The organism is Rhodococcus sp. A14, assembly GCF_011603105.1.
In the GTDB taxonomy this organism is placed as follows: Bacteria; Actinomycetota; Actinomycetes; order Mycobacteriales; family Mycobacteriaceae; genus Rhodococcus_F; species Rhodococcus_F opacus.
Genome location: NZ_JAAOQS010000143.1, coordinates 1 through 20,278, shown reverse-complemented (window position 1 = coordinate 20,278; position 20,278 = coordinate 1). Strand labels below are relative to the sequence as shown.

At 66.6% G+C, this 20,278-nt stretch carries 16 protein-coding genes; 10 read left to right on the top strand and 6 right to left on the bottom strand.

Annotated features, from left to right (window positions below):
- Positions 1-81 precede the first annotated feature (81 nt).
- The gene (locus G9373_RS40620; protein WP_005254320.1) at positions 82-1,452 is read right to left on the bottom strand and encodes an aspartate aminotransferase family protein; all 1,371 of its coding nucleotides are present in this window, start codon (positions 1,450-1,452) and stop codon (positions 82-84) included.
- A gap of 220 nt (positions 1,453-1,672) precedes the next feature.
- On the opposite strand from G9373_RS40620, the gene ald reads away from it, so the two are divergent.
- The gene (ald, locus tag G9373_RS40615) at positions 1,673-2,794 is read left to right on the top strand and encodes an alanine dehydrogenase (RefSeq protein WP_005561841.1); all 1,122 of its coding nucleotides are present in this window, start codon (positions 1,673-1,675) and stop codon (positions 2,792-2,794) included.
- Between the two features lie 103 nt (positions 2,795-2,897).
- Positions 2,898-4,361, top strand: coding sequence for a PLP-dependent aminotransferase family protein (locus tag G9373_RS40610; RefSeq protein ID WP_005561840.1), 1,464 nt, complete (start codon positions 2,898-2,900; stop codon positions 4,359-4,361).
- A gap of 61 nt (positions 4,362-4,422) precedes the next feature.
- On the opposite strand, the gene G9373_RS40605 is transcribed toward G9373_RS40610, so the two are convergent.
- From G9373_RS40605 to G9373_RS40595, 3 genes are read right to left on the bottom strand one after another with little or no spacing between them, the layout of a single operon-like run.
- Positions 4,423-6,027: an amidohydrolase gene (locus G9373_RS40605; RefSeq protein ID WP_005561838.1), complete on the bottom strand. Its 1,605-nt coding sequence runs from the start codon at positions 6,025-6,027 to the stop codon at positions 4,423-4,425.
- Positions 6,027-7,523, bottom strand: a complete 1,497-nt coding sequence (locus tag G9373_RS40600; protein ID WP_167120598.1) for a sodium:solute symporter — start codon at positions 7,521-7,523, stop codon at positions 6,027-6,029. Before G9373_RS40600 ends, G9373_RS40605 begins: the two co-directional genes overlap by 1 nt.
- A complete protein-coding gene (locus G9373_RS40595; protein WP_005561835.1) occupies positions 7,520-7,777 on the bottom strand; it encodes a DUF3311 domain-containing protein in 258 nt (85 codons plus the stop codon). Before G9373_RS40595 ends, G9373_RS40600 begins: the two co-directional genes overlap by 4 nt.
- 179 nt (positions 7,778-7,956) lie before the next feature.
- Between G9373_RS40595 and G9373_RS40590 the strand changes: the two genes are divergently transcribed.
- The 4 genes from G9373_RS40590 to G9373_RS40575 all read left to right on the top strand — a co-directional run bounded on the left by G9373_RS40590 (position 7,957) and on the right by G9373_RS40575 (position 12,840).
- Positions 7,957-9,138 (top strand): helix-turn-helix domain-containing protein, encoded by a 1,182-nt coding sequence (locus tag G9373_RS40590; protein WP_133985810.1) that lies wholly within the window; start codon positions 7,957-7,959, stop codon positions 9,136-9,138.
- Between the two features lie 100 nt (positions 9,139-9,238).
- Positions 9,239-10,021 (top strand): IclR family transcriptional regulator, encoded by a 783-nt coding sequence (locus G9373_RS40585; protein ID WP_317611477.1) that lies wholly within the window; start codon positions 9,239-9,241, stop codon positions 10,019-10,021.
- 183 nt (positions 10,022-10,204) lie between these two features.
- Entirely contained in the window at positions 10,205-11,476 is a 1,272-nt protein-coding gene (locus G9373_RS40580) for a hydroxyacid-oxoacid transhydrogenase (protein ID WP_025433620.1), read from the top strand.
- Entirely contained in the window at positions 11,473-12,840 is a 1,368-nt protein-coding gene (locus G9373_RS40575) for an MFS transporter (RefSeq protein WP_133985812.1), read from the top strand. Before G9373_RS40580 ends, G9373_RS40575 begins: the two co-directional genes overlap by 4 nt.
- A gap of 51 nt (positions 12,841-12,891) precedes the next feature.
- On the opposite strand, the gene G9373_RS40570 is transcribed toward G9373_RS40575, so the two are convergent.
- Together G9373_RS40570 and xsc are read right to left on the bottom strand one after the other, a co-directional pair.
- Positions 12,892-13,647 carry a sulfite exporter TauE/SafE family protein gene (locus tag G9373_RS40570; RefSeq protein ID WP_005254313.1) on the bottom strand — a complete coding sequence of 252 codons (756 nt, stop codon included), beginning with the start codon at positions 13,645-13,647 and terminating at the stop codon, positions 12,892-12,894.
- Positions 13,648-13,809: 162 nt separating this feature from the next.
- On the bottom strand, positions 13,810-15,618 hold the full coding sequence (xsc, locus tag G9373_RS40565) for a sulfoacetaldehyde acetyltransferase (RefSeq protein ID WP_007298660.1): 1,809 nt from the start codon (positions 15,616-15,618) through the stop codon (positions 13,810-13,812).
- Between the two features lie 199 nt (positions 15,619-15,817).
- On the opposite strand from xsc, the gene G9373_RS40560 reads away from it, so the two are divergent.
- The 4 genes from G9373_RS40560 to G9373_RS40545 are packed head-to-tail and all read left to right on the top strand — an operon-like array spanning position 15,818 to position 20,073.
- Complete coding sequence (locus G9373_RS40560; protein ID WP_005265605.1) at positions 15,818-16,651, top strand: IclR family transcriptional regulator; 834 nt, start codon at positions 15,818-15,820, stop codon at positions 16,649-16,651.
- A 10-nt stretch (positions 16,652-16,661) separates the two neighbouring features.
- The gene (locus G9373_RS40555) at positions 16,662-17,630 is read left to right on the top strand and encodes an AAA family ATPase (protein ID WP_005265606.1); all 969 of its coding nucleotides are present in this window, start codon (positions 16,662-16,664) and stop codon (positions 17,628-17,630) included.
- 10 nt (positions 17,631-17,640) lie between these two features.
- Entirely contained in the window at positions 17,641-19,347 is a 1,707-nt protein-coding gene (locus G9373_RS40550; protein WP_167120596.1) for a cobalt chelatase, read from the top strand.
- Between the two features lie 42 nt (positions 19,348-19,389).
- On the top strand, positions 19,390-20,073 hold the full coding sequence (locus tag G9373_RS40545; RefSeq protein ID WP_133985814.1) for a phosphonatase-like hydrolase: 684 nt from the start codon (positions 19,390-19,392) through the stop codon (positions 20,071-20,073).
- Positions 20,074-20,278: the final 205 nt, after the last annotated feature.

The window sequence follows — 20,278 nt, the reverse complement described above, 5'->3', positions numbered from 1 at the left end:
CTCCCATCACTACGAAGAGGGGTGGCGGTCGTCGATCTCGACGACCGCCACCCGCTGGAAAATCGGGGAACGTATCGTTCCCTACGGCTGGATTGCCTTTTCGATGTCGGTGAGCATGCTGTCGATTCCGTGGAGCAGTTCCGAGAGCACCTCGTCGTCGGCGACGAGTGGCGGCGAGATCATCAGCATCGTGGCACCGCGGTCGTCGCCGCGGAGGATCACCTTGGTGCGGGCGAACGCCTCCGGCAGCACCTTGCGCAACACCGTCAGCGACTCCTGCTCGGTGAACTCCCGGCCGCTGTCGCTGTCGGCCATCAATTCGATCGCGTAGAAGAAGCCGGTGCCGCGCACGTCCTTGACGCAGCGGTGCGAGCTCATCAGCGAGTCGAGTGCCGACCGCAACTTCGGGCCGCGCGCGGAGACGTTGCCCAGCACGTTCTCGTCGCGCATCGCGGTGATGTTCGCGACCGCCACCGCAGTCGACACCGGGTGTCCGCCCCACGTCGCGCCGTGCGTGAACACGCCGCCCTTGGGTGAGTCGTAGAGCTCGCGAACCAGCTGCTCACGCACGATCAGGCCGCCGAGCGGCGCGTATCCGGACGTGGAGCCCTTCGCGAACGTGATCATGTCGGGAACCACACCGGTCAGCCCGTGCCCGAACCAGTGTCCGAGGCGGCCGAACGAGCAGATCACCTCGTCGGAGACCAGCAGGATCCCGTGCTTGTCGCACAGCGCGCGCAGCGCGGCCCAGTATCCGTCCGGCGGGACGAGGGCGCCGCGCCCGTTCTGAACCGGCTCGGCGAACACGGCGGCGATGGTCTCGGCGCCCTCTTCCTCGATGACGGCTTCGATCGCGGCGATGCAGTCGAGCTCGTTCGCCGGGCCGCAGTCGCCGAGGTAACCGAGGGTGTTGGGTACGGAGCGGACCCCGGGCAGCAGCGGTCCGAACGGATCTTTGATCTTGGGCAGCTGTGTCACCGAGAGGGCGCCGAGAGTGGTTCCGTGATACGCCATCTCGCGGCTGATGATCTTGGTGCGCTGCGGGTTGCCCTGGCTGCGGTGGTACTGCCGGGCGAATTTGACGGCCGTCTCCACGGCCTCGGAACCCGAGTTGACGAAGAAGGTCGTCCCGAGATCACCGGGCGCCAGGTCGGCGATGAGCGCGGACGCCTCGATCGCGGGAATGTGGGCGCTGCCCCAGTTGGAGGCGTACGCCAGCGTCCCGATCTGCTCGCTCGCCGCCTTGGCGATGTCGTCGCGGCCGTGACCGATGTTCACGCAGAACAGGCCTGCCAGACCGTCGAGGAAACGGTCCCCCTCGGTGTCGATCAGATAGCTTCCCTCGCCACGAACGAACACCGGGAAGTCGCTTTCCCAGGTGTCCTTGCGGGTGAAATGAGGTCCGAGGTGCCGGCGGGCCCGTGCTCGCAATTCGGTGACGTCCACGACCATCTCCTTCGTTGTCGAATGGCTGTGATCCACAACATACCGACGGGGCAGACCGCAGGTCAGGGCCAGAAGAGCGGTATTCGATGGGTCCAGTCTGGTCCCCGTAGACGGCGCTCAACTGGTCCTTCTGGTCCCATGCCAGAGTGATCCAGACTTCGGTATCGCTCGGGCACCACGACATGTGGTCGGAGCGGCGAACAGCCCCAGCTAACGGAGGTCTCAGATGAGGATCGGTATCCCCAAGGAAGTCAAGAACCACGAGTACCGGGTGGCGGCCACTCCCGCCGGTGTCCACGAAATGGTCGCCCACGGGCACGACGTGTTCGTGGAACGCGGTGCGGGGGAAGGCTCGTCGATCGGTGACGACGCCTACGGTGCCGCCGGCGCGAAGATCCTCGACTCCGCCGATGCGGTGTGGCAGAGCGCGGAACTGCTGCTCAAGGTCAAGGAGCCCATCGCCGAGGAATACCACCGGATGCGTTCGGACCTCACGTTGTTCACCTACCTGCACCTCGCTGCGGGTGAAGAGTGCACCCGGGCACTGCTCGCCGCCGGTACCAATTCCGTTGCGTACGAGACCGTTCAGCTTCCCGACGGTTCGCTGCCCCTGCTGTTCCCGATGAGTGAGGTCGCCGGCCGGCTCGCACCGCTCGTCGGTGCGCAGGCACTCATGCGACCGGAGGGTGGCCGCGGCGTACTGATCGGCGGCGTGTCCGGTGTGTTGCCGGCTCGCGTCGTCGTGATCGGTGCGGGTGTATCGGGCATGAACGCCGTCGCCGTCGCCGCAGGCACCTGGGCCGACGTCGTCCTGTTCGACAAGAACGTCGACAAGTTGCGCGCTGCCGACCGGATGTACCAGGGCCGGATCCGCACCCTCGCCGCGAACTCCTACTCGATCGAGCAGGAAGTCATGCAGGCCGACCTCGTCATCGGTGCCGTGCTCGTCCCGGGCGCCAAGGCACCGAAGATCATCTCGAACTCGCTGGTCTCACGGATGAAGCCGGGCAGCGTCCTCGTCGACATCGCGATCGACCAGGGCGGTTGCTTCGAGGATTCGCGTCCCACCACCCACGCGGAGCCCACGTTCAAGGTTCACGACTCGGTGTTCTACTGCGTGGCGAACATGCCGGGAGCGGTGCCCCACACGTCGACGTACGCACTCACCAACGTGACCTTGCCGTACACCCTGCAGATCGCCGAGAAGGGCCTCGCCCGCGCGGCCAGGGAGAATGCCGCACTCCGCGCCGGTGTCAGCACCGTCGCCGGGCGCCTGACGAACGATGCCGTCGGTGAGGCACTCGGGATCGAGTCGGTCAGCGTCGACGACGCGCTCAACCTGGTTTGATTTCGCCGCCGGCCCGGCATACTGAGAAGTGCTCGTTCGAGAACTGCTCGGCGTGCCGGGTCGGCCTACCTCTGGCCACTCTTGGATCCACAGGAGGCGATGCGTGCCGAGAACACTGATCGAGGTCGACCGCAATTCCGCCGAACCGCTCTACCGCCAGGTTCGACGGGCGATCGAGCACGGCATCGCCAACGGGCTGTTCGATCCACGACACCGCCTTCCGAGTTCGCGTGAACTCGCCGTCGATCTCGCGATCTCCCGGAACACGATCAACCTGGCGTATCAGGAACTGATCGCCGAGGGACTCGTTCAAAGCCACCAGCGCTCGGGCATGTTCGTGAATCCCGACATGATCGAGACGCTCGCAACGGACGCCCGCGCGACCATCCCGCGCATCGACTGGTCGTCCCGCATCCGGCGCTACCCCGACGCCGACGTCCCGCACATCGAGAAGAACGTCGACTGGCACAGCTACCCGTACCCGTTCCTGGCCGGGCAGATCGACATCCGCAGCTTCCCCGCCCGCGCGTGGGTGCGCTGTCTCCGCGACGCGCTATACCAACCCCACGCCTACGCGAGCCTCCAGGACAGCGTCGGTGCGGACGACCCGATGCTGATCGACATGATCCGCCAGCATCTGCTGCCCTCGCGCGGCATCGAGGCGAGTGCGGACGAAGTTCTGGTGACGGTCGGTTCCCAGCAGGGCCTGGATCTCGTCGGCCGGGTGCTGCTCGGACCCGAGGATCGGGTTGCCATCGAAAACCCCGGCTATCTCGATGCGCGACACATCTTCCTGCGCACGGGCGCCCAGGTGTACGGCATCGACGTCGACGATCGCGGCCTGCGCCCGCCGGAGACTCTCCGCGGCACGGACCTGATGTATCTGACACCGAGCCATCACCATCCGACCAACGCGACGCTCGGCATCGACCGTCGTCAGCGTCTGTTGCAGCTCGCCGCGGAGTCCGGCACCGTGATCGTGGAGGACGACTACGACAGCGAGTTCCGCTACCACGGCAGCCCCAGCCCGGCGCTCAAGGCGCTCGACTCGAGCGGCGACGCCGTGTACCTCGGTACGTTCTCGAAGTTCCTGGCCCCCGGTCTGCGTCTGGGCTACCTCGTCGGACCTGCCGACCTGGTGCGCGAACTGCGGAAGGCCCGACGGTACGTGCTCCGTCATCCCCCGGGTCACCAGCAACGGGCCCTTGCCATGCTCATCGACAGCGGGGAGTACCACCGCGCGCTGCGCCATCACCGCACCCAGATGAAACACAAATGGGAGCGTCTGTGTGCGGCCGTCGACAAATATCTCCCGTGGCCGCAGGAACCCTATCCGCCCGGTGGCGTCAGCTTGTGGATGACCGGCCCGGAGAACCTCGACTGCCGGGTACTCGTGCGCGAGGCGGAAGCCCGCGGTGTGCTCATCGAACGGGGCGACATCTTCTTCACGCAGCCGGTCCCGCCCCGCAACCACTTCCGCATCGGCTACGGGGCGATCCCACTGCGCTCCATCGAAGAAGGCATCGCCCTCCTCGGCCAGGCGTGCCAGGCGAGTTTCCGCCGGTAGCGGGAACCCGCCCTCGCCTGATCGGCGGGGGCGGGTTCCGGTTCCGTTTCAGCTGTTCGGGTCAGCGCATGTCCGCCGACTCTCCGTCGATCATGACCATTGTGGGGCGGGGTATTTCGGTGGTGCCGTTCGCGAGATCCCCGAGGCTGCCGTCGAGCGCCACCAGGTCCGCACGACGGCCGGCCGTCAAGGTGCCGACACGGGTCTCGTCGTGGACCAGGTACGCGCTGTCGATGGTCATGGCCCGGATCGCGCGATCCACTCCGATCCGCTGGTTTCCGCCGAGCACCGTGCCGCCCCTCGTCATCCTGGTGACCGCGGTCCTGATGGTCGCCAGCGGATCCATCGGGGTGATCGGGCAGTCCGAATGCAGTCCGAATCGCAGCCCCAGCTCGTCGGCGCAGGCGAGGGGATCCATTTCGGCGGCACGCTCGGCACCGAGGAACCGGTCGCGGTGGCGGTCGCCCCAGTAGAAGACGTGGTTGACGAAGAAACTCACCCCGAGTTCGGCTTCCCGGATCGCGGCGAGGTCGCTCGGTGCGCTCACCTGGCAGTGTTCGATGCGGTGCCGTCCCACCCGGCCGTCGGTGGCTTGTGCCCTCCGCAGCGAGGTGATCGCGGCACCGACCGCCGCGTCGCCGTTGGCGTGCACGGCGACCTGGCCACCCGCACGATGCACCTGCAGGATCATCTCGTCGAGCTGCGCCTGAGGGTAGAGCAGGTCGCCGTGATGGCTGGGGTCGCATGCGTACGGCGTGCGGAGTGCGGCGGACAGCCCCTGGATCGATCCGTCGGCCCAGAACTTCGCGCCGCCCAGCCGGAAGCGTGCGCCGGCCGCGGGTGCGTGCTCGAACGTGACTCCCCGGTCGTCGAGGGCCTCGAGCGCCAGGTCACCGCGCAGGAACCCGACGACGTGCACCGGCAGCTCACCCGACGCGTCCAGCGAGCGGTAGGCGGTCAGCTCCTGCTCGCCGGCCGAGAGACCCACCCCGAGATCGTGGATCGTGGTGATACCCCGCGACCGCGCCGACAGCAGGCTGCGAAGCAAGGCGCCGTTGACCTCCTGCTCGGTCAACGCGGGAACCGCCGCGGTGAGCCTCGCCACCGCATCGATTTCCCACGCCATCCCGGTCAGTCGACCGTCGGCGCCGCGAGGGAAGAGCGGGTCGTCCACCGGCACCGTGGATTCGTCGATGCCTGCGGCCGCGAGTGCGGCGGTGTTGGCGACGGCGAAGTGCCCGCAGATGTGCAGGACGATGACCGGACGATCGGTACTGACGGCGTCGAGATCCGTCCGGGTCGGATGCCGCTCCTCGGCGATCTGGGTGTCGTCGTAACCCCACCCCCTGATCCATCCGCTGCCGGTGGCCGCGGCACGCAGCGCCTGCTGGATGTCGGCGATCGACCGGCACGGTGGTGTCCGGCAGTCCGCCCAGCCGTCGGTGAGGCCGGCGTAGGTGGGGTGGATGTGCGATTCGATGAGACCCGGGATCACCGTGGCCCCGGGCAGGTCGAGGCGGCGGGCGCCGACTCCGGCGCGGTCGGCCATGTCCTTCCTGGTGCCGGTGGCGATCACGTCGGCTCCGTCGACAACCAGCGCCTCGACCGTCGGCGACGACGGGTCCTGGGTGTGGATCGAATCGGCGGTGAGCAGTGTCCGGGACATCAGGCACCCACTTCGCTGCGTGCGGCCACGGATCCCGCGGCGGTGCCGGACGTTCGGCCGTCGGCGCGAAGGCCGCGGACGGGATCGGTGGGTGGCCAGAACACCCGCGTCGACACCACGAAGAGGATGTTGAGGACCAGGGCGGCCGCGCCGAGATTGACACCGTGCTCGGCGAGCCACACGGACACCGGGCCGTGCTTGTCGAGATACAGCCACAGCACCACGACGTCGCCGAGCACCACGCCCATGGCGAGGGCAGCGGGTCGCAGTTTCCATCCGAAGACCATCGTCGCGAAGACCACCGCAGCCTGGGTGACGCCGTAGTACGCCGTGTTGACCAGGGTGAGCAGGAGCTGAGGTGTCGCGAGGGTGAGCAGGAGCGAAATCCCGAGGTACGCCACGACGACTCCACGCACCCAGACCGGTTGGCGGGATTCCGGGATCCCGGGAATGATGTTGCGCGACACGATCGCGCCGATTCCGAGGGCCGCCCCGCACAGGACCACGATCGCGCAGAGGGCCGCGCCGCCTGCGACGACGCCGGTCAGCCAGTCGGGCAACAGTTGTCGCGACAACTGCAGGAGCACCTGGTCGGATTCCGTGCCCTCGAGCTTCGTGGGCAGCAGCGTGACCGCCCCGAAGGCGGCAGCGACGAGGAACGGGTACATGAGCATGTACAGCGGATTGAACTTGGCGACCCGCTTGATCGTCGCCTCGGACTTCGCCGCGAGCACGGCCTGCACGATGATCGGGAAGATGAAGAACCCGACCGATTGGAACACGATCGTCGTCAGGACGAACGTCAGTGACGACCCGGTGACCGTGGAGTGTGAGGCCGAGCCGCCACCACTGGCTGCCGCCGCGGCGAACAGCTTCTCGGTGCCACCCGTCTCGATCACCGCCGCGAGTCCGATCAGGACGGCGCCGAGCAACAGGGCGGTGTCCTTGACGTACGACACGAACGCGGGGGCGCGCACCCCGGACAACATGAGGAACAGCAGCGCAAGGGCTGCGCCGGCGAAGACCGCGACGGTTGGGTCGATGGAGATACCCAGACCGGTCAGCGCGATCTGCAGTCCGGCGAGCTGAAGCTGGCCCCACGGGATGAGGAATACGACCGAAGCGATGGCGATCGTCAATTCCAGCCCACGCGACCGGAAGTGGCGCCCGGCCACATCGGGCAGGGTCATGGCGCCGTATCTCTTGCCCGCCCGCCAGAGATAGGGCGCGAAGAAGTATCCGATCGGGTAGGCCAGCAGGATGTACCCGATGAACCAGACGCCGTAGCTCGCCCCGTGCGCGTACACGCCGCCGGGGAAACCGATCAGGGTGCCGATGCTGTACGCCTCGCCCGCTCCCAGGATGAAGACCAGCAGCGGACCGAACGACCGGCCCCCCACCAGGTAGTCGGAGATCTCCTTCTTGCTGCCGCGCCGCGACAGCACGCCTGCCCCGAGGGCGAGGACGAGCACGAGGGTGAAGAAGGCCGCGGTCATGACTGGTCTCCCGTCCGAGCGCTCGTAGCGGCCGATTCGGCGCGCTCGGCGGCTTCGAAGTCCTTGCGGTCGAATAGCTTCCAGGCGAGATGGAGGCACAGCGAGGTGAGCGGCATCCACAGGAACAACCACGCGAACAGGATGGGGACTCCGAAGACCGTGGCCGTGGATCCGGCCAGGGCGACGATGCCGCCCAGAACCCCGGCGAACGGGACACCTATCGCGAGTAAGGCGCTTTTTGCCTCGTTGGACATGATTGTTTTGTCTCCTATTCCGACTGCGTCCACCGGCGTCGCGGGTTGGGTCCGGTGCCGGTCGACGTGCACTCTGGCACTAGTGTGGGCTGAATCACTCCCCTCGGGCCATGGGCGAATCCCGGAAAACGTCGCGGCGGTTCGTGAATTTCACGGGAGTGCGGAAAACGAGGGAGAGGGTGCCCGAGTCCGTGGGTGAAGACACGATCCAACGGCTGTGCCGGCAGGTCTCGGAGGAGATCGAATCGGTAACCGACCGAGCAGTGGGTCAGATCCGCGCCGAGTTGCAGTCGTACGCCGCCGTACCGATCGACGAGCAGCGCGGATACATCAGGCGGCAGCTCGCTGCGACGTTGCGCGCCCTCGCGGAGAGCGAGCCTCTCGCCGACGACGTCCTCGAGCGTTCGCGTCAGCTCGGGCGGCGCCGGGCAATGCAGGGATTGCCACTGTCCGACGTCATCGAGACGTACCACATCGCGTCCCGCGAATTGTGGAACACGATGGTGGCCACAGCCGCCGAGCCGACAACCGACCTGCTGCGCGCAGGCGGCATGATGTGGGACCTCGTCCATACCGCCACCAGCGCGGTCGCCGTCGGACACACCGACGCGACCCGAAGCGAACAGGCCATCCGCGCGGGGGTGCGATACCGGTTCTTCGAGGCCCTCGCGAGGTCGGTCGACGGCGACCACCGCGATGTGCGCGAGCTGGCAGAGGCGCTGGGTTTCACCGCGCAGCACGAGTTCCAAGCGGTGTGCATCGCCGCGGAGGAGTGGTCGGAAGCGCAGCTCGAACGGTTGCAACGCACCCTGGACACGATCCCGGGCACCACTCAATGCAGCGGGCACGACACCGTCATCATCGCCCTGAGCCAGCGCGCACCGGTCGACGACATCATCCGCGAGGTCCGGCTCGGTCACCCGGGCACCACGGTCGGAGTCGGATTGGGCCGCCCCGGCCTGGCCGGCGCGGCGATGAGCATCACGGACGCGCGCCGGGTCCTGCATCTGGCCTCGCCTACCGGTGAGGTGGTCCGTTTCGCCGACGAGTGGGTTGCCGCCACCCTGGCGGATCATCGCGACGAGCTCGCCACGCTGCTGGAGCCGGGTGTCGCCGTCGCCGCGGACCATCCGCACCTCGTCGAGGCGGTATTGGCGTTCGCCCGCAACGAGTTCTCCATCAGCGCGGCCGGACGGGACATCCACCTGCATGCGAACTCGATCACCTACCGGCTCGACCGTTGGCAGCAGCTGACCGGCTGGGATCCCCGGACACTCGACGGCCTGCAGCGATCGGTGTCGAGTCTGAGTCTGTTCCAGCGCGATTCGGGCGACACGCCCTCCGACACCGCGGGGGAATAGCGGTCTACCGGCCCGAACTGCGACAAGATCTGCGCCTCGGTCATCGGCCGAGCGGGTAACATCGACTCGCCGGCAGGTCGGACGAAGATGGGATTGCGTGGTGAGCGAAGAACTGCCTGCGGGCACACAATCCGTCGGACGTGCGCTGGCCGTGCTCAAGTTGCTCGCATCTTCACCCGACGAACTCACCGGCAGTGCTATCGCGGCAGAACTCCAGTTGTCGTCCGGTACGGCCAACAGACTCATCCGGGCCCTGATCGCCGAGGGTCTCGTAGCGCGGAATCCGATGTCCGACAGCTACTACCTCGGCAGTGGAACGGTACTGCTCGGCCAGGCCGCCCAGCGCGGGTTCGGCATGGACAAGGCGCTACCCATCCTGGAGCAGCTCAATTCCGAGACCCAGGAATCCGTGAACCTTTCCATCCGTCAGGGGCCGGAATCGGTGGTGATGATGCGGGTGCAGTCGACGCTCCCGTTGCGGTTCGAGCAGCACACGGGCGCCCGGTTTCCTCTGTACACGACGGCTTCGGGCAAGGCGATCCTGGCGTTCTCGCCACACGCCGAGACGTACGTCAAGTCGCTTCCGGCCACGCTCACCAAGGTCACTCCGCACAGCTTGAGTACTCCCGGTGAACTCTCGGAGCAACTCCGGGAGATCCGGGTCCGCGGGTACAGCATCGACGAGCAGGAGAACGTCGAGGGTGTGCGTTGCGTAGGCGCACCCATTCTGGACGCGGACGGGAACGCGCAGGCAGCGCTGGTGATTCAGGTCCCCACTGTCCGAATGCCCAAGTCGAGGGTACGGACGCTCGGAGACCGCATTGTCCAGGCGGCGAAGGAAGTGTCCCAGTTCGTCCCGGTCAACCGGGCGATGTCTCACTGACCCGAGGCCCTCCCACGGCCCGGATGTTTGGCGCGGCCGCCGTTCCGTAGCGTCGCGATCCGCTGTGTGCTGGATCCCTTGAATTCTTCTTGTGAGGCACTTCACATATCCACGTTGCTGGCCTATCGTCGGTTCACAGTGTGGGGACTATCCCTACATTGTGACAGCGAAGGAGTCTCAACGATGTACCGATCGAACGAGAACGAGAGCGTCTTCACCTGGGCGGCACCCCCATTGAAATTCGGTATCGGCGCTTTGGACGAGGTCGGCGCCGAGCTGTCCGCACTGGGATCGGAATCCTGTTTGGTGATCACCGACCCGGGCGTTCGAAACACCGGGATCCCCGACCGCATTCGCGATCAGCTGATCGCCGCAGGAATCAAGTCGGACGTATTCGATGGCGTCGCAGTGGAACCCACAGATCAGAGCATCGAGGAGGCCGTCTCTTTCGCCCGTGAACGGGAGTGGGACTCCTACATCGCAGTCGGCGGAGGTTCCGCGATCGACACCGCGAAGGCTGTCAACCTACTCACCACTCACCCCGGGGAACTGCTCGACTACGTGACCCCGCCCATCGGCGGAGGTAAGGCGCCGTGGCTTCCCCTCAAACCCCTGATTGCCATACCGACCACCGCGGGCACCGGATCGGAATCGACGACGATCTGCGTCATCGACTTCCTCGGCCTGCACTTGAAGGCCGGAGTCAGTCATCCCAAGTTGCGACCGACGCTCGCAATAGTCGATCCCCTGACCACCGTCACGCTGCCCTCGCAGGTCACCGCTGCGAGCGGGATGGATGTGCTCTCTCACGCGCTCGAGAGCTACACCAGCGTCCGGTTCGACGCCAAACCTGCGCCCGAAGACCCGATGAAGCGCCCCGCCTTCTGCGGTTCCAACCCCATCAGTGACACCTGGTGCGAGCAGGCCCTGTCGTTGGTGGGGAAGTACCTGCGACGCGCGGTGATGAACGGGCGGGACCTGGAAGCTCGTTACCAGATGGCGCTGGCCTCGACCTCCGCCGGAACAGGGTTCGGCAACGCGGGCACCCACCTGCCCCACGCCAATGCGTACCCGGTCGCCGGCGCCGTCGAGAACTACCAGGCCGAGGGCTATCCTCGAATGCCCATGGTGCCGCACGGGCAGGCCGTATCCGCCACTGCCGCGGCAGTTTTCCGATGGACCTACCCGAGCGACCCCGGCAGGCACCTGCGGGCGGCCGAGCTCCTCTCCGGCCGGACGTTCACGGCCACCGATGGAGCGGACGCGCTCGCGCACGTACTGAGCGAGCTGATGGCCGACATCGAAATGCCCTCGGGATTGCGAAGCTTCGGCTACGGGGAAGAGCACCTGGCGACGCTGGTGGATGGCACGATGAAGCAGACGCGTCAGCTGGCGGTCGTGCCCCGCCCGGTGACGAGGAACGCCCTCACACACATATTCCGGGAGTCGTTGTGACTTCTCCGCGAGACACCGACCAGGAACCGTCGAAGTCCGAGATCCGTACCGTCGTAGCCTCGAGCATTGTCGGAACGACAGTGGAGTGGTACGACTTCTTCCTCTACGGCATCGCCGCCGGCCTGGTGTTCGACAAGCTGTTCTTCCCCAGTTCGGATCCGATCGTCGGCACATTGCTCGCGTTCGCCACGTTCGCGATCGGATTCATCGCCCGGCCGTTCGGCGGTCTGATCTTCGGTCACATCGGCGACCGCATCGGCCGGAAGAAGACCCTCGTCGCGACCATGATGATCATGGGTGTGGCGACCTGCCTGATCGGACTGGTCCCCACGTACGCGACGATCGGAATCGCCGCGCCGATTCTGCTGGTGGTGCTCCGGCTCGCACAAGGAGTCGCAATCGGCGGCGAATGGGGCGGGGCAGTCCTGATGGCCGTCGAATACGCACCCCGCGGCAAGCGCGGGTTCTACGGAAGCCTGCCGCAGATCGGTCTCGCAATCGGCCTGATGTTGGGCACGGGTGTCTTCGCGGCACTCAACTCGGCCCTCTCCGAGGCCGCATTCCTGGACTGGGGTTGGCGGATCGCCTTCATGCTCAGCGCGATCCTGGTGGCGGTCGGCCTGTTCATCCGCCTCAAGGTCATGGAGACCCCGGCCTTCCGCAAGCTCGAGACGGTGGAGGAGAAGGCCACCGTGCCTGCCCTGGAACTGATCAAGAGCCCGCAGTCACGGCGAAACATGGTGCTGGGAATGGGCAGTCGATGGGCCGAGGGTGTGGCCTTCAATACGTGGGCGGTATTTGCGATCGCCTACGGCACCGGCACGCTGCACCTCAGCCGTCAAACCCTGCTTCTGGCAGTGATGGCGGCGGCCGCGACCATGATCGTCTTCATTCCCGTCTTCGGAAAGGTCGCCGACCGGTACGACCGCAGACACGTGTTCGCGGCGGGCAGCGTGATTCTCACGGCTGCAGCCTATCCCGCTTTCGTGCTCATCGGCACCGGAGATACCGCTGTCATCGTCATCACGATCGTGCTGGTCCTCGGCGTCCTCTATCCGATCGTCTACGCCCCCGAGTCCTCGCTGTTCGCGGAACTCTTCCCCACCCGAGTCCGCTACAGCGGAATCTCCGTCGTCTACCAGCTGTCGGGAATCGTCGCATCCGGTCTGACGCCGCTCGTGCTCGCATCCCTCCTCGGCTCGGCGAGCGGAGGACTCTCACTGATCATGGGATACATCGTTGCGGTGGGCGCGGTCAGCACGCTGTGCACGCTCGCAATCCGCGGCCGGGACATCTACACGGAGGACCAGGACAGCAGTTCATACCCTGACAACGCCGCCATGTCGCAAATATCCCCGACCTGACACCAAAGCTGCTGTGGCCCCGCCTCGGTCTACCGAGAGCGGGGCCTCGGGCTACCGCAACGCCACCTGCACGAGGACGGCGGCGCCGAGGAAGCCGAGTAGCCACAGCACCCGTTGACGGACCTGCTGGGCGGTGGTGCGGTCGAACAGCCATTTCCCCGCGGCGGCGCCGAACATGCAGAGCGGCGTGAACAGGGCGATCTGTGCGAGGACGGGCACGGTGAGGAGACCACCGGCAGCCGACCCCGCGGCGCCGAACGCGTCGATGACGAGGAAGAACACGACGAGCGAGGCGCGTCCGGCCGCCACGTGGGTGGACGCGGAGAAGTACATCAGGACGGCGGGCGGGCCACCGAGCGCGAAGCCGCCGTTGAGGAGACCGGACGCCACACCCGTCACCGTGGTCACCCCGGGGCCGGGCAGCGACTGCCGGTCGGGGACGGCGGCCATGGCGACGGCGGAGCCGATGATCGCGACACCCAGCAGCACGCGCACCAGATCACCGGACAGCTGCGTGAGCGCCCACATCCCCAGCGGCATACCGATCAGGGTGCCGGCGAACAACCAGCGCAACGACTTCCAGTGCACCTGCCGCCACACCTGGGGCAGCATCGCCGCGCTCGCGACGACCTCGAGGACGAACACGGTTGGGATCACCGACGTCGGCGGGAGCAGGACGACGAGTCCCGCGACCCACACCATCGCGCCACCGAAACCACCGAAACCGCGGACGACACCGCCGGCCACCACGACGCCGAGCGCGAAGAGGAGGGCAGGCAACGACAGATCCCACACCGTTGCCGCCATACCCTGTTGCACCGCTTTCGTTCGCCGTTGTCTCCGTCAGAAGTGTGGGGGTAGCGGCGGTGAAGCGACAGGTCCAGACGACGTCGAATCGTCGGTACCAGGACGGCACGGGACGTGGCCCCCGGCGTCTGCGCCGGGGGCCACGTGCTCGCAGGGAGCGGACTACACGTAGTCCTTGTACTTGTCGAGCAGGCGAACCGGCTTCGACAGCGCGTCGCGGCGGAAGGGGTCGCCGAGTTCGCGGGTGCACATGATCTCGATGACCGTCGTCTTGCCCTCGTTCATCTGTGCGGCGACCGCGCGCTGCAGTGCGGGACCGACCTCCTCGAGCTTGTCCACGACGATGCCCTCGGCGCCCATCGCCTGCGCGATCCCGGCGAAGGACTCGCTCTCGAGCTCACCGGCGACGAAGCGGCGGTTGTAGAAGTCGACCTGATTCTTCTTCTCCGCACCCCACTGCCGGTTGTGGAAGACGACGGCGGTGACCGGGATGTCGTGCCGGACAGCCGTCATGATCTCGCCCAGGCTCATGCCCCAGGCGCCGTCACCTGCGTAGGCGATGGCGGGCCGTTCCGGTGCCGCCGCCTTCGCGCCGATGACGGTCGGCAGCGCGTAACCGCAGTTGCCGAAGCTCATCGGGGCGAGGAAGCTGCGCGGCTTCTCGAACCGCAGGTAGCTGTTGGCGACGGAGTTGATGTTGCCGATGTCCGTGGACACCATCACGTCTTCCGGCATCGCCTTCTCCAGCTCGCGCAGCACCTGACGCGGGTGCAGCCAGTTGCCCTCCTCGCCTTCCTGTTCGGCGATCATGTCGAGGCTGAACGGATCGCGCTCATGCGTCCATTCGTCGAGTTCCTTCTCCCACGCGGCCTTCTCGGCGTCGATCTTCTCGCCGCGTGCCGCGCGGTTGGCGTCGCAGACGAGGGCCTTGCCCTCGAGCCGCTCGGTGAGCGCGACGGCAGCGGCCTTCGCGTCGCCGCAGATTCCGACGGAGATCTTCTTGACCAGACCGAGCATCTTGTGGTCGGCGTCGATCTGGATGATCTTGGCATTCTTCGGCCAGTAATCCATGCCGTGCTGCGGGAGCGTTCCGAAGGGGCCGAGGCGAGTACCGAGGGCGAGCACCACGTCCGCCTGGCTGATCAGCTTCATCGCGGCCTTGGATCCCTGGTAGCCGAGCGGTCCGGTCCACAGCGGGTGGCTGGCGGGGAACGAGTCGTTGTGCAGGTAGCTGTTGACGACGGGGGCGCCGAGACGCTCGGCGAGTGCCTTGCACTCCTCGACACCGTCGGCCATCACCACGCCGCCGCCGGACACGATGACCGGGAACTCGGCCTGCGCCAGCAGTTCCGCCGCCTCGTTCAGGCTCGTCTCGCCACCGGGACCGCGGTCGAGGCGGGTGGGCTGCGGGATCTCCGTCTCGATCTCACCGTAGAAGTAGTCGCGCGGAATGTTGAGCTGCGTCGGGCCCATCTCGGACATCGCGCGGTCGAAACAGCGGCCGGTGAACTCGGCCATGCGCTTCGGGTTGTTGACGTGCCCCTGGTACTTCGTGAACTCCTGGAACATCGGCAGCTGGTTGGCTTCCTGGAAGCCGCCCAGGCCCGTTCCCATGGTGCCGGCCTCGGGAGTGACGATGACGACGGGGCTGTGCGCCCAGAACGCGGCGGCAATCGCGGTGACGCAGTTGCTGATACCCGGACCGTTCTGCCCGATCACCATGCCGTGCCGCCCACTGACCCGGGCATACCCGTCGGCCATGTGTCCCGCGCCCTGCTCGTGCACGACCGGGACGAGCCGAATCCCGGCGGGAGCGAAGATGTCCATCGCATCCATGAAGGCGGATCCCATGATGCCGAACATGTCGGTGACGCCGTTGGCGACCATCGTCTCGACGAACGCCTCCGACGGTGTCATCTTCTGTACACCGGAGACAGCGGTGCGATCGGCACCGTTCTTCTTCTTGCTCATGTGTGATCCTCCTTCAGGGGCGCGCCGGAACCGGCAGAGAATGTCAAAAATCGGAACGTTTCGTTCGTGATTTTGTGATCTGGAACGACAGTAGGCCACGTCACACACTTCGTCAATGAATGTTCCTAAAACTGGAACGAGATGTATGATTTTTCGATACACGATGCGAATGCGTCGCCGTTTCGGCCAAGGAGGAACCGTGGGTGAGATTCACCGGATCGACGAGTCGAACGGACACCCGACTACGGAGCTACCCGGAGACACACCGACGCTCCGCCTGTTCGCACTGCTCGAGATGATCGCCTCCAAGGACCAGCTGTTCACGTTGCAGGGGCTCGTCGAGGAGACGGGCATGGCCAAGCCGACCCTGCACCGCATGCTCCAGCAACTCGAGGGCGCCGGACTCCTCACCCGGCAGAACAACGGCAGGCATTACGGCACCGGCGTGCGCCTGCGACGCTTCGCCGAAAATCTGCTGCTCAACGACACCCACCACGGCGCACGACACGCCATCCTCCGGAACCTCGTCGCGGAACTCGGCGAGAGCTGCAACGTGACCACCCTGTCGGGTAGCGAAGTGGTGTATCTCGACCGCGTGGAAACCTCCGAGCCCCTTCGCTTTACACTCCATGCGGGATCGCGGGTGCCCGCGCACTGCTCGGCCAGCGGCAAGATGATCCTGTCGCAGCTCAGCCCTGCCCAGCGACGGCGACTTCTCGCGCGAATGCCGCTCGAGAGGTACACCACCAAGACGGTCACCGACGTCGAGCTGATCGAGACCGAACTCAAGCAGGTCCGCCGTGACGGTTACGCCATCGACGACGAAGAGTTCCTTCCCGGCCTCGTGTGCGCTGCGGTACTCGTCCCCTGTGCCACAGGCAATTCCAACCTCTGCATCGCAGTCCAGGCCCCGGTCATGCGACTCACCCCCGACAAGGCGCTCAAGCTTCTGCCCGCGTTGCGGCGGGCGGCCGACGCCATCGGTGAGATCGAGAACGAGGTCACGGACGACGGTTCGCCAGACCTGAACTGAAGGAGGGCGCATGCCCGAAATGACCACTGCGGCACCCAGCCACGTGCTGTCCGCACGCGAGCTGTTCGGACTCGACACCGACCTGACGGTGCGCGCCTTCCGCGAACCCGTCGACCACGTCCCCGACATCGACCCCGCGTACCGGTTCGATCACGCGGTGACGACGGCCCTGCTCGCCGGGTTCGGCCGCAACCGCCGGGTGATGGTGCAGGGTCTGCACGGCACCGGCAAGTCCACGCACATCGAGCAGGTCGCGGCGCGTCTCAACTGGCCGTGTGTGCGGGTCAACCTCGACGGGCATCTCAGCCGGCTGGACCTGATAGGCCGGGACGCGGTGGTCCTGCGAGACGGTAAGCAGGTCACCGAATTCCAGGAAGGAATCCTGCCCTGGGCACTGCAGCGACCCGTTGCCCTCATCCTCGACGAGTACGACGCCGGCCGCCCCGATGTCATGTTCGTGATCCAGCGTCTCCTCGAACGCGACGGGAAACTCACCCTCCTCGACCAGAACAGGGTCCTGACTCCGCATCCGGCCTTCCGGTTGTTCGCCACGGCCAACACCGTCGGCCTGGGCAATCTCAACGGGTTGTATCACGGCGTGCAGCGGCTCAATCACGCGCAGATCGATCGCTGGAACATCGTCGCGACGCTCGATCACCTGCCCGCGGAACAGGAAATCGAGATCGTGTCCGCGCGGGTGCCGTCACTGAGCCGGGACCTGATCGGGTCGATGGTGGCCGTGGCCAACCTGACCCGGAGCGGTTTTCGAGTCGGCGACCTGTCGACGCTGATGTCGCCGCGCACGGTGATCACCTGGGCCGAGAACATCGAGATCTTCCACGACCCGGCACTGGCATTCCGGTTGTCGTTCGTCAACAAGTGCGACGAGGCCGAGCGGCCCGTCGTCGCCGAGTACTTCCAGCGATGCTTCGATTCGGAACTGGAGCGGTCGGCGATGCTCGCGACGAGCACGGCCTGAGCGGGCAGTCATGACAGAACTGCCCGTGCGCCCCGCGTCGGTCCGCCGTCAGCAGGAGGTTCACGAACTCTGTGCCGGCACGATCCGTGCTCTCGCGGGGCAGAGTGAGTTGCACTTTCGCGGTCCGGAACTCCACCGCGGACATCGGCGCGTGCCGATGCCCGCCCCACATCTGCACCTGTCCTTCGACGGCGCCGACTTCGCGTCCTTCCGCGGCGCGGCGGACGGCATGGCGTCGCGTCTCCTCCACACCGACCCCGTCCTGCATCGCAGCCTGTGCCCGGACGGCACCGCGGATCGCCTGATCTTCGAGATCCTGGAACAGTTCCGCGTCGAATCGCTGGCCGCCGACGCATGGGGTGGCGTGCGCGCCAACCTCTCCCACCGCTTCACGCAGTGGTCACAGGACTACGTGGCGTCCGGGCTGACCGAGACCGTGCACGGAATGCTGCTGTTCACGGTGACGCAGATGTGCCGGGCCCGGATCACCGCCGAGCCGATACCCGAGGCCACCGAGGACCTGATCGAATCGACCCGATTCGCTCTCGCCTCCGTTCTCGGCGGCCACCTCCCGTGGCTGCGTCGAACCCGTCTCTCGCAAAACGACTTCGGGGTCCACGCACAGGCAGTCGCCGAGCTGATCGGCCGTCACCTGGAGTCACCGGTCGACACGGACGTCTCGGCCGACGACCGGAGCGCCGGCCGGGCGGCGTTCTCCCTCCTGTTCGACTTCGAACCCGACGACGACGAGGCCTTCCGGACCGCGGAGTCGGGGCGCAGTCGCGCGCTGGGGGAGGACGGAGACGGGTACCGCGTGTTCACCCGCGCCTACGACGAGACACGACAGATCGCGTCCCTCGTCCGGCCCGAACTGCTGCAGGAGTACCGCCGGCGGCTCGACCTCGGCATCGACCTGCAGCACCTCAACGTCCGGAAACTCGGACGGCAGCTGAGGGCCCTGCTCTCGAAACCGGTCACCGACGGATGGGAAGGCGGCCGGGAAGAGGGATACCTCGACGGTCGCCGGCTCGCCCAGCTCGTCACCTCGCCCACCGATCGCAGACTCTTCCGGGCCGAACGCGCCGAGCCGCAGACCGACACGACCCTGACCTTCCTCATCGACTGCTCCGGTTCGATGAAGGAGTTCGGCGAACCGGTTGCGATCCTGGTCGACGTGTTCGCCCGGGCACTCGAACTGGCCGACGCCCGCTGCGAGATCCTGGGTTTCACGACCGCCGCATGGAACGGGGGACGGGCCCGCCGAGACTGGCTCCGGTCCGGCCGTCCGCGCAACCCGGGACGCCTCAACGAGGTCCGGCAGCTGGTGTTCAAGGACGCCGAGACTTCCTGGCGCCGAGCCCGTCCCGCGATCGCGGGACTGCTGAAGAACGACCTGTTCAAAGAGGGCGTCGACGGTGAGGCCGTCGACTGGGCGTGCTCCCGGATGCGGGGCACCCAGGGCCGGAGGCTCCTGTTCGTGATCTCGGACGGAAGCCCCCTGGACGGCGCCACCGCGCTGGCCAACGACGAGTTCTACCTGGACCACCACCTGCAGGACGTGGTCGAGCGACACGAGGACGAGCGGGCCGTCGAGGTGCACGGACTGGGAGTCGGGCTGGATCTGAGCCCGTACTACGACCGCTGCCGGACGCTCGATCTGTCGTGCGGTACCAACAGCGACGTCATTGCCGACGTGCTGTCGATGATCGCCCACTGACAGCATCACCTGCCAGTGGCTCAACAGTGAGGAGTCACACCCATGACCGAACACGGGGTTTCCCTGGTCACCTTGGACATTGCCGGAACGAGCATCGACGAAGGCGGCGCCGTGTACGTCGCGTTACGCGACACCGTCGAGAAGCACCTCGACGAACCGATTCCGGACGATCGGTTCGACCGGTGGAAGGGCACAGGTAAGCGGCAGGCCATCGAGGGACTGCTGCGGGAGAGCGGCGTGCCGGCCGAAAAGAATGTTTTGGACGCCGTCGAATCCGATTTCACCGCAATGCTTCTGGCTGCGTACCGCAAGACGCCGCCCACCGCACTGCCCGGGGTTCACGACGCCTTCGGTGCGTTGCGGCAGCGCGGCATCAAGATCGTTCTCCAGACCGGCTATTCACGCCAGATCGCGGAACCGCTGCTGGAGCAGGTCGGGTGGGAGATCGGACGGGACATCGACGGTGTGATCACGAGCGACCAGGTGCGGATGAGCAGGCCGTCGCCCTATCTCATCTTCCGCGCCATGGAACTCGCCGGAGTGCAGAGCGTCGACGAGGTGCTGGTGGGTGGTGACACCCCGAACGATCTCCGGGCCGGGACGAATGCCGGGGCGCGCTACGTGGTGGGTGTTCTGACCGGCGCCCACGACGCGGCGGCGCTGCGTCCGGAGCCCCACACGCACCTCCTGGAGAGCGCGGCGAAGCTTCCCGACCTGCTGGGCTGAACGACGACTGTGGGCCGGTTCTGCTGCACGACAGCAGAACCGGCCCACAGTGGTTTCGGAGGAGCGGGATTACCTACGTCACCAGCCGCGTTCGGCGAGCCGGTGCGGGACCGGGATGTCGTCGACGTTGATCCCGACCATCGCCTCACCCAACCCGCGGGAGACCTTCGCCAGCACGTCCGGGTCGTCGAAGAACGTGGTCGCC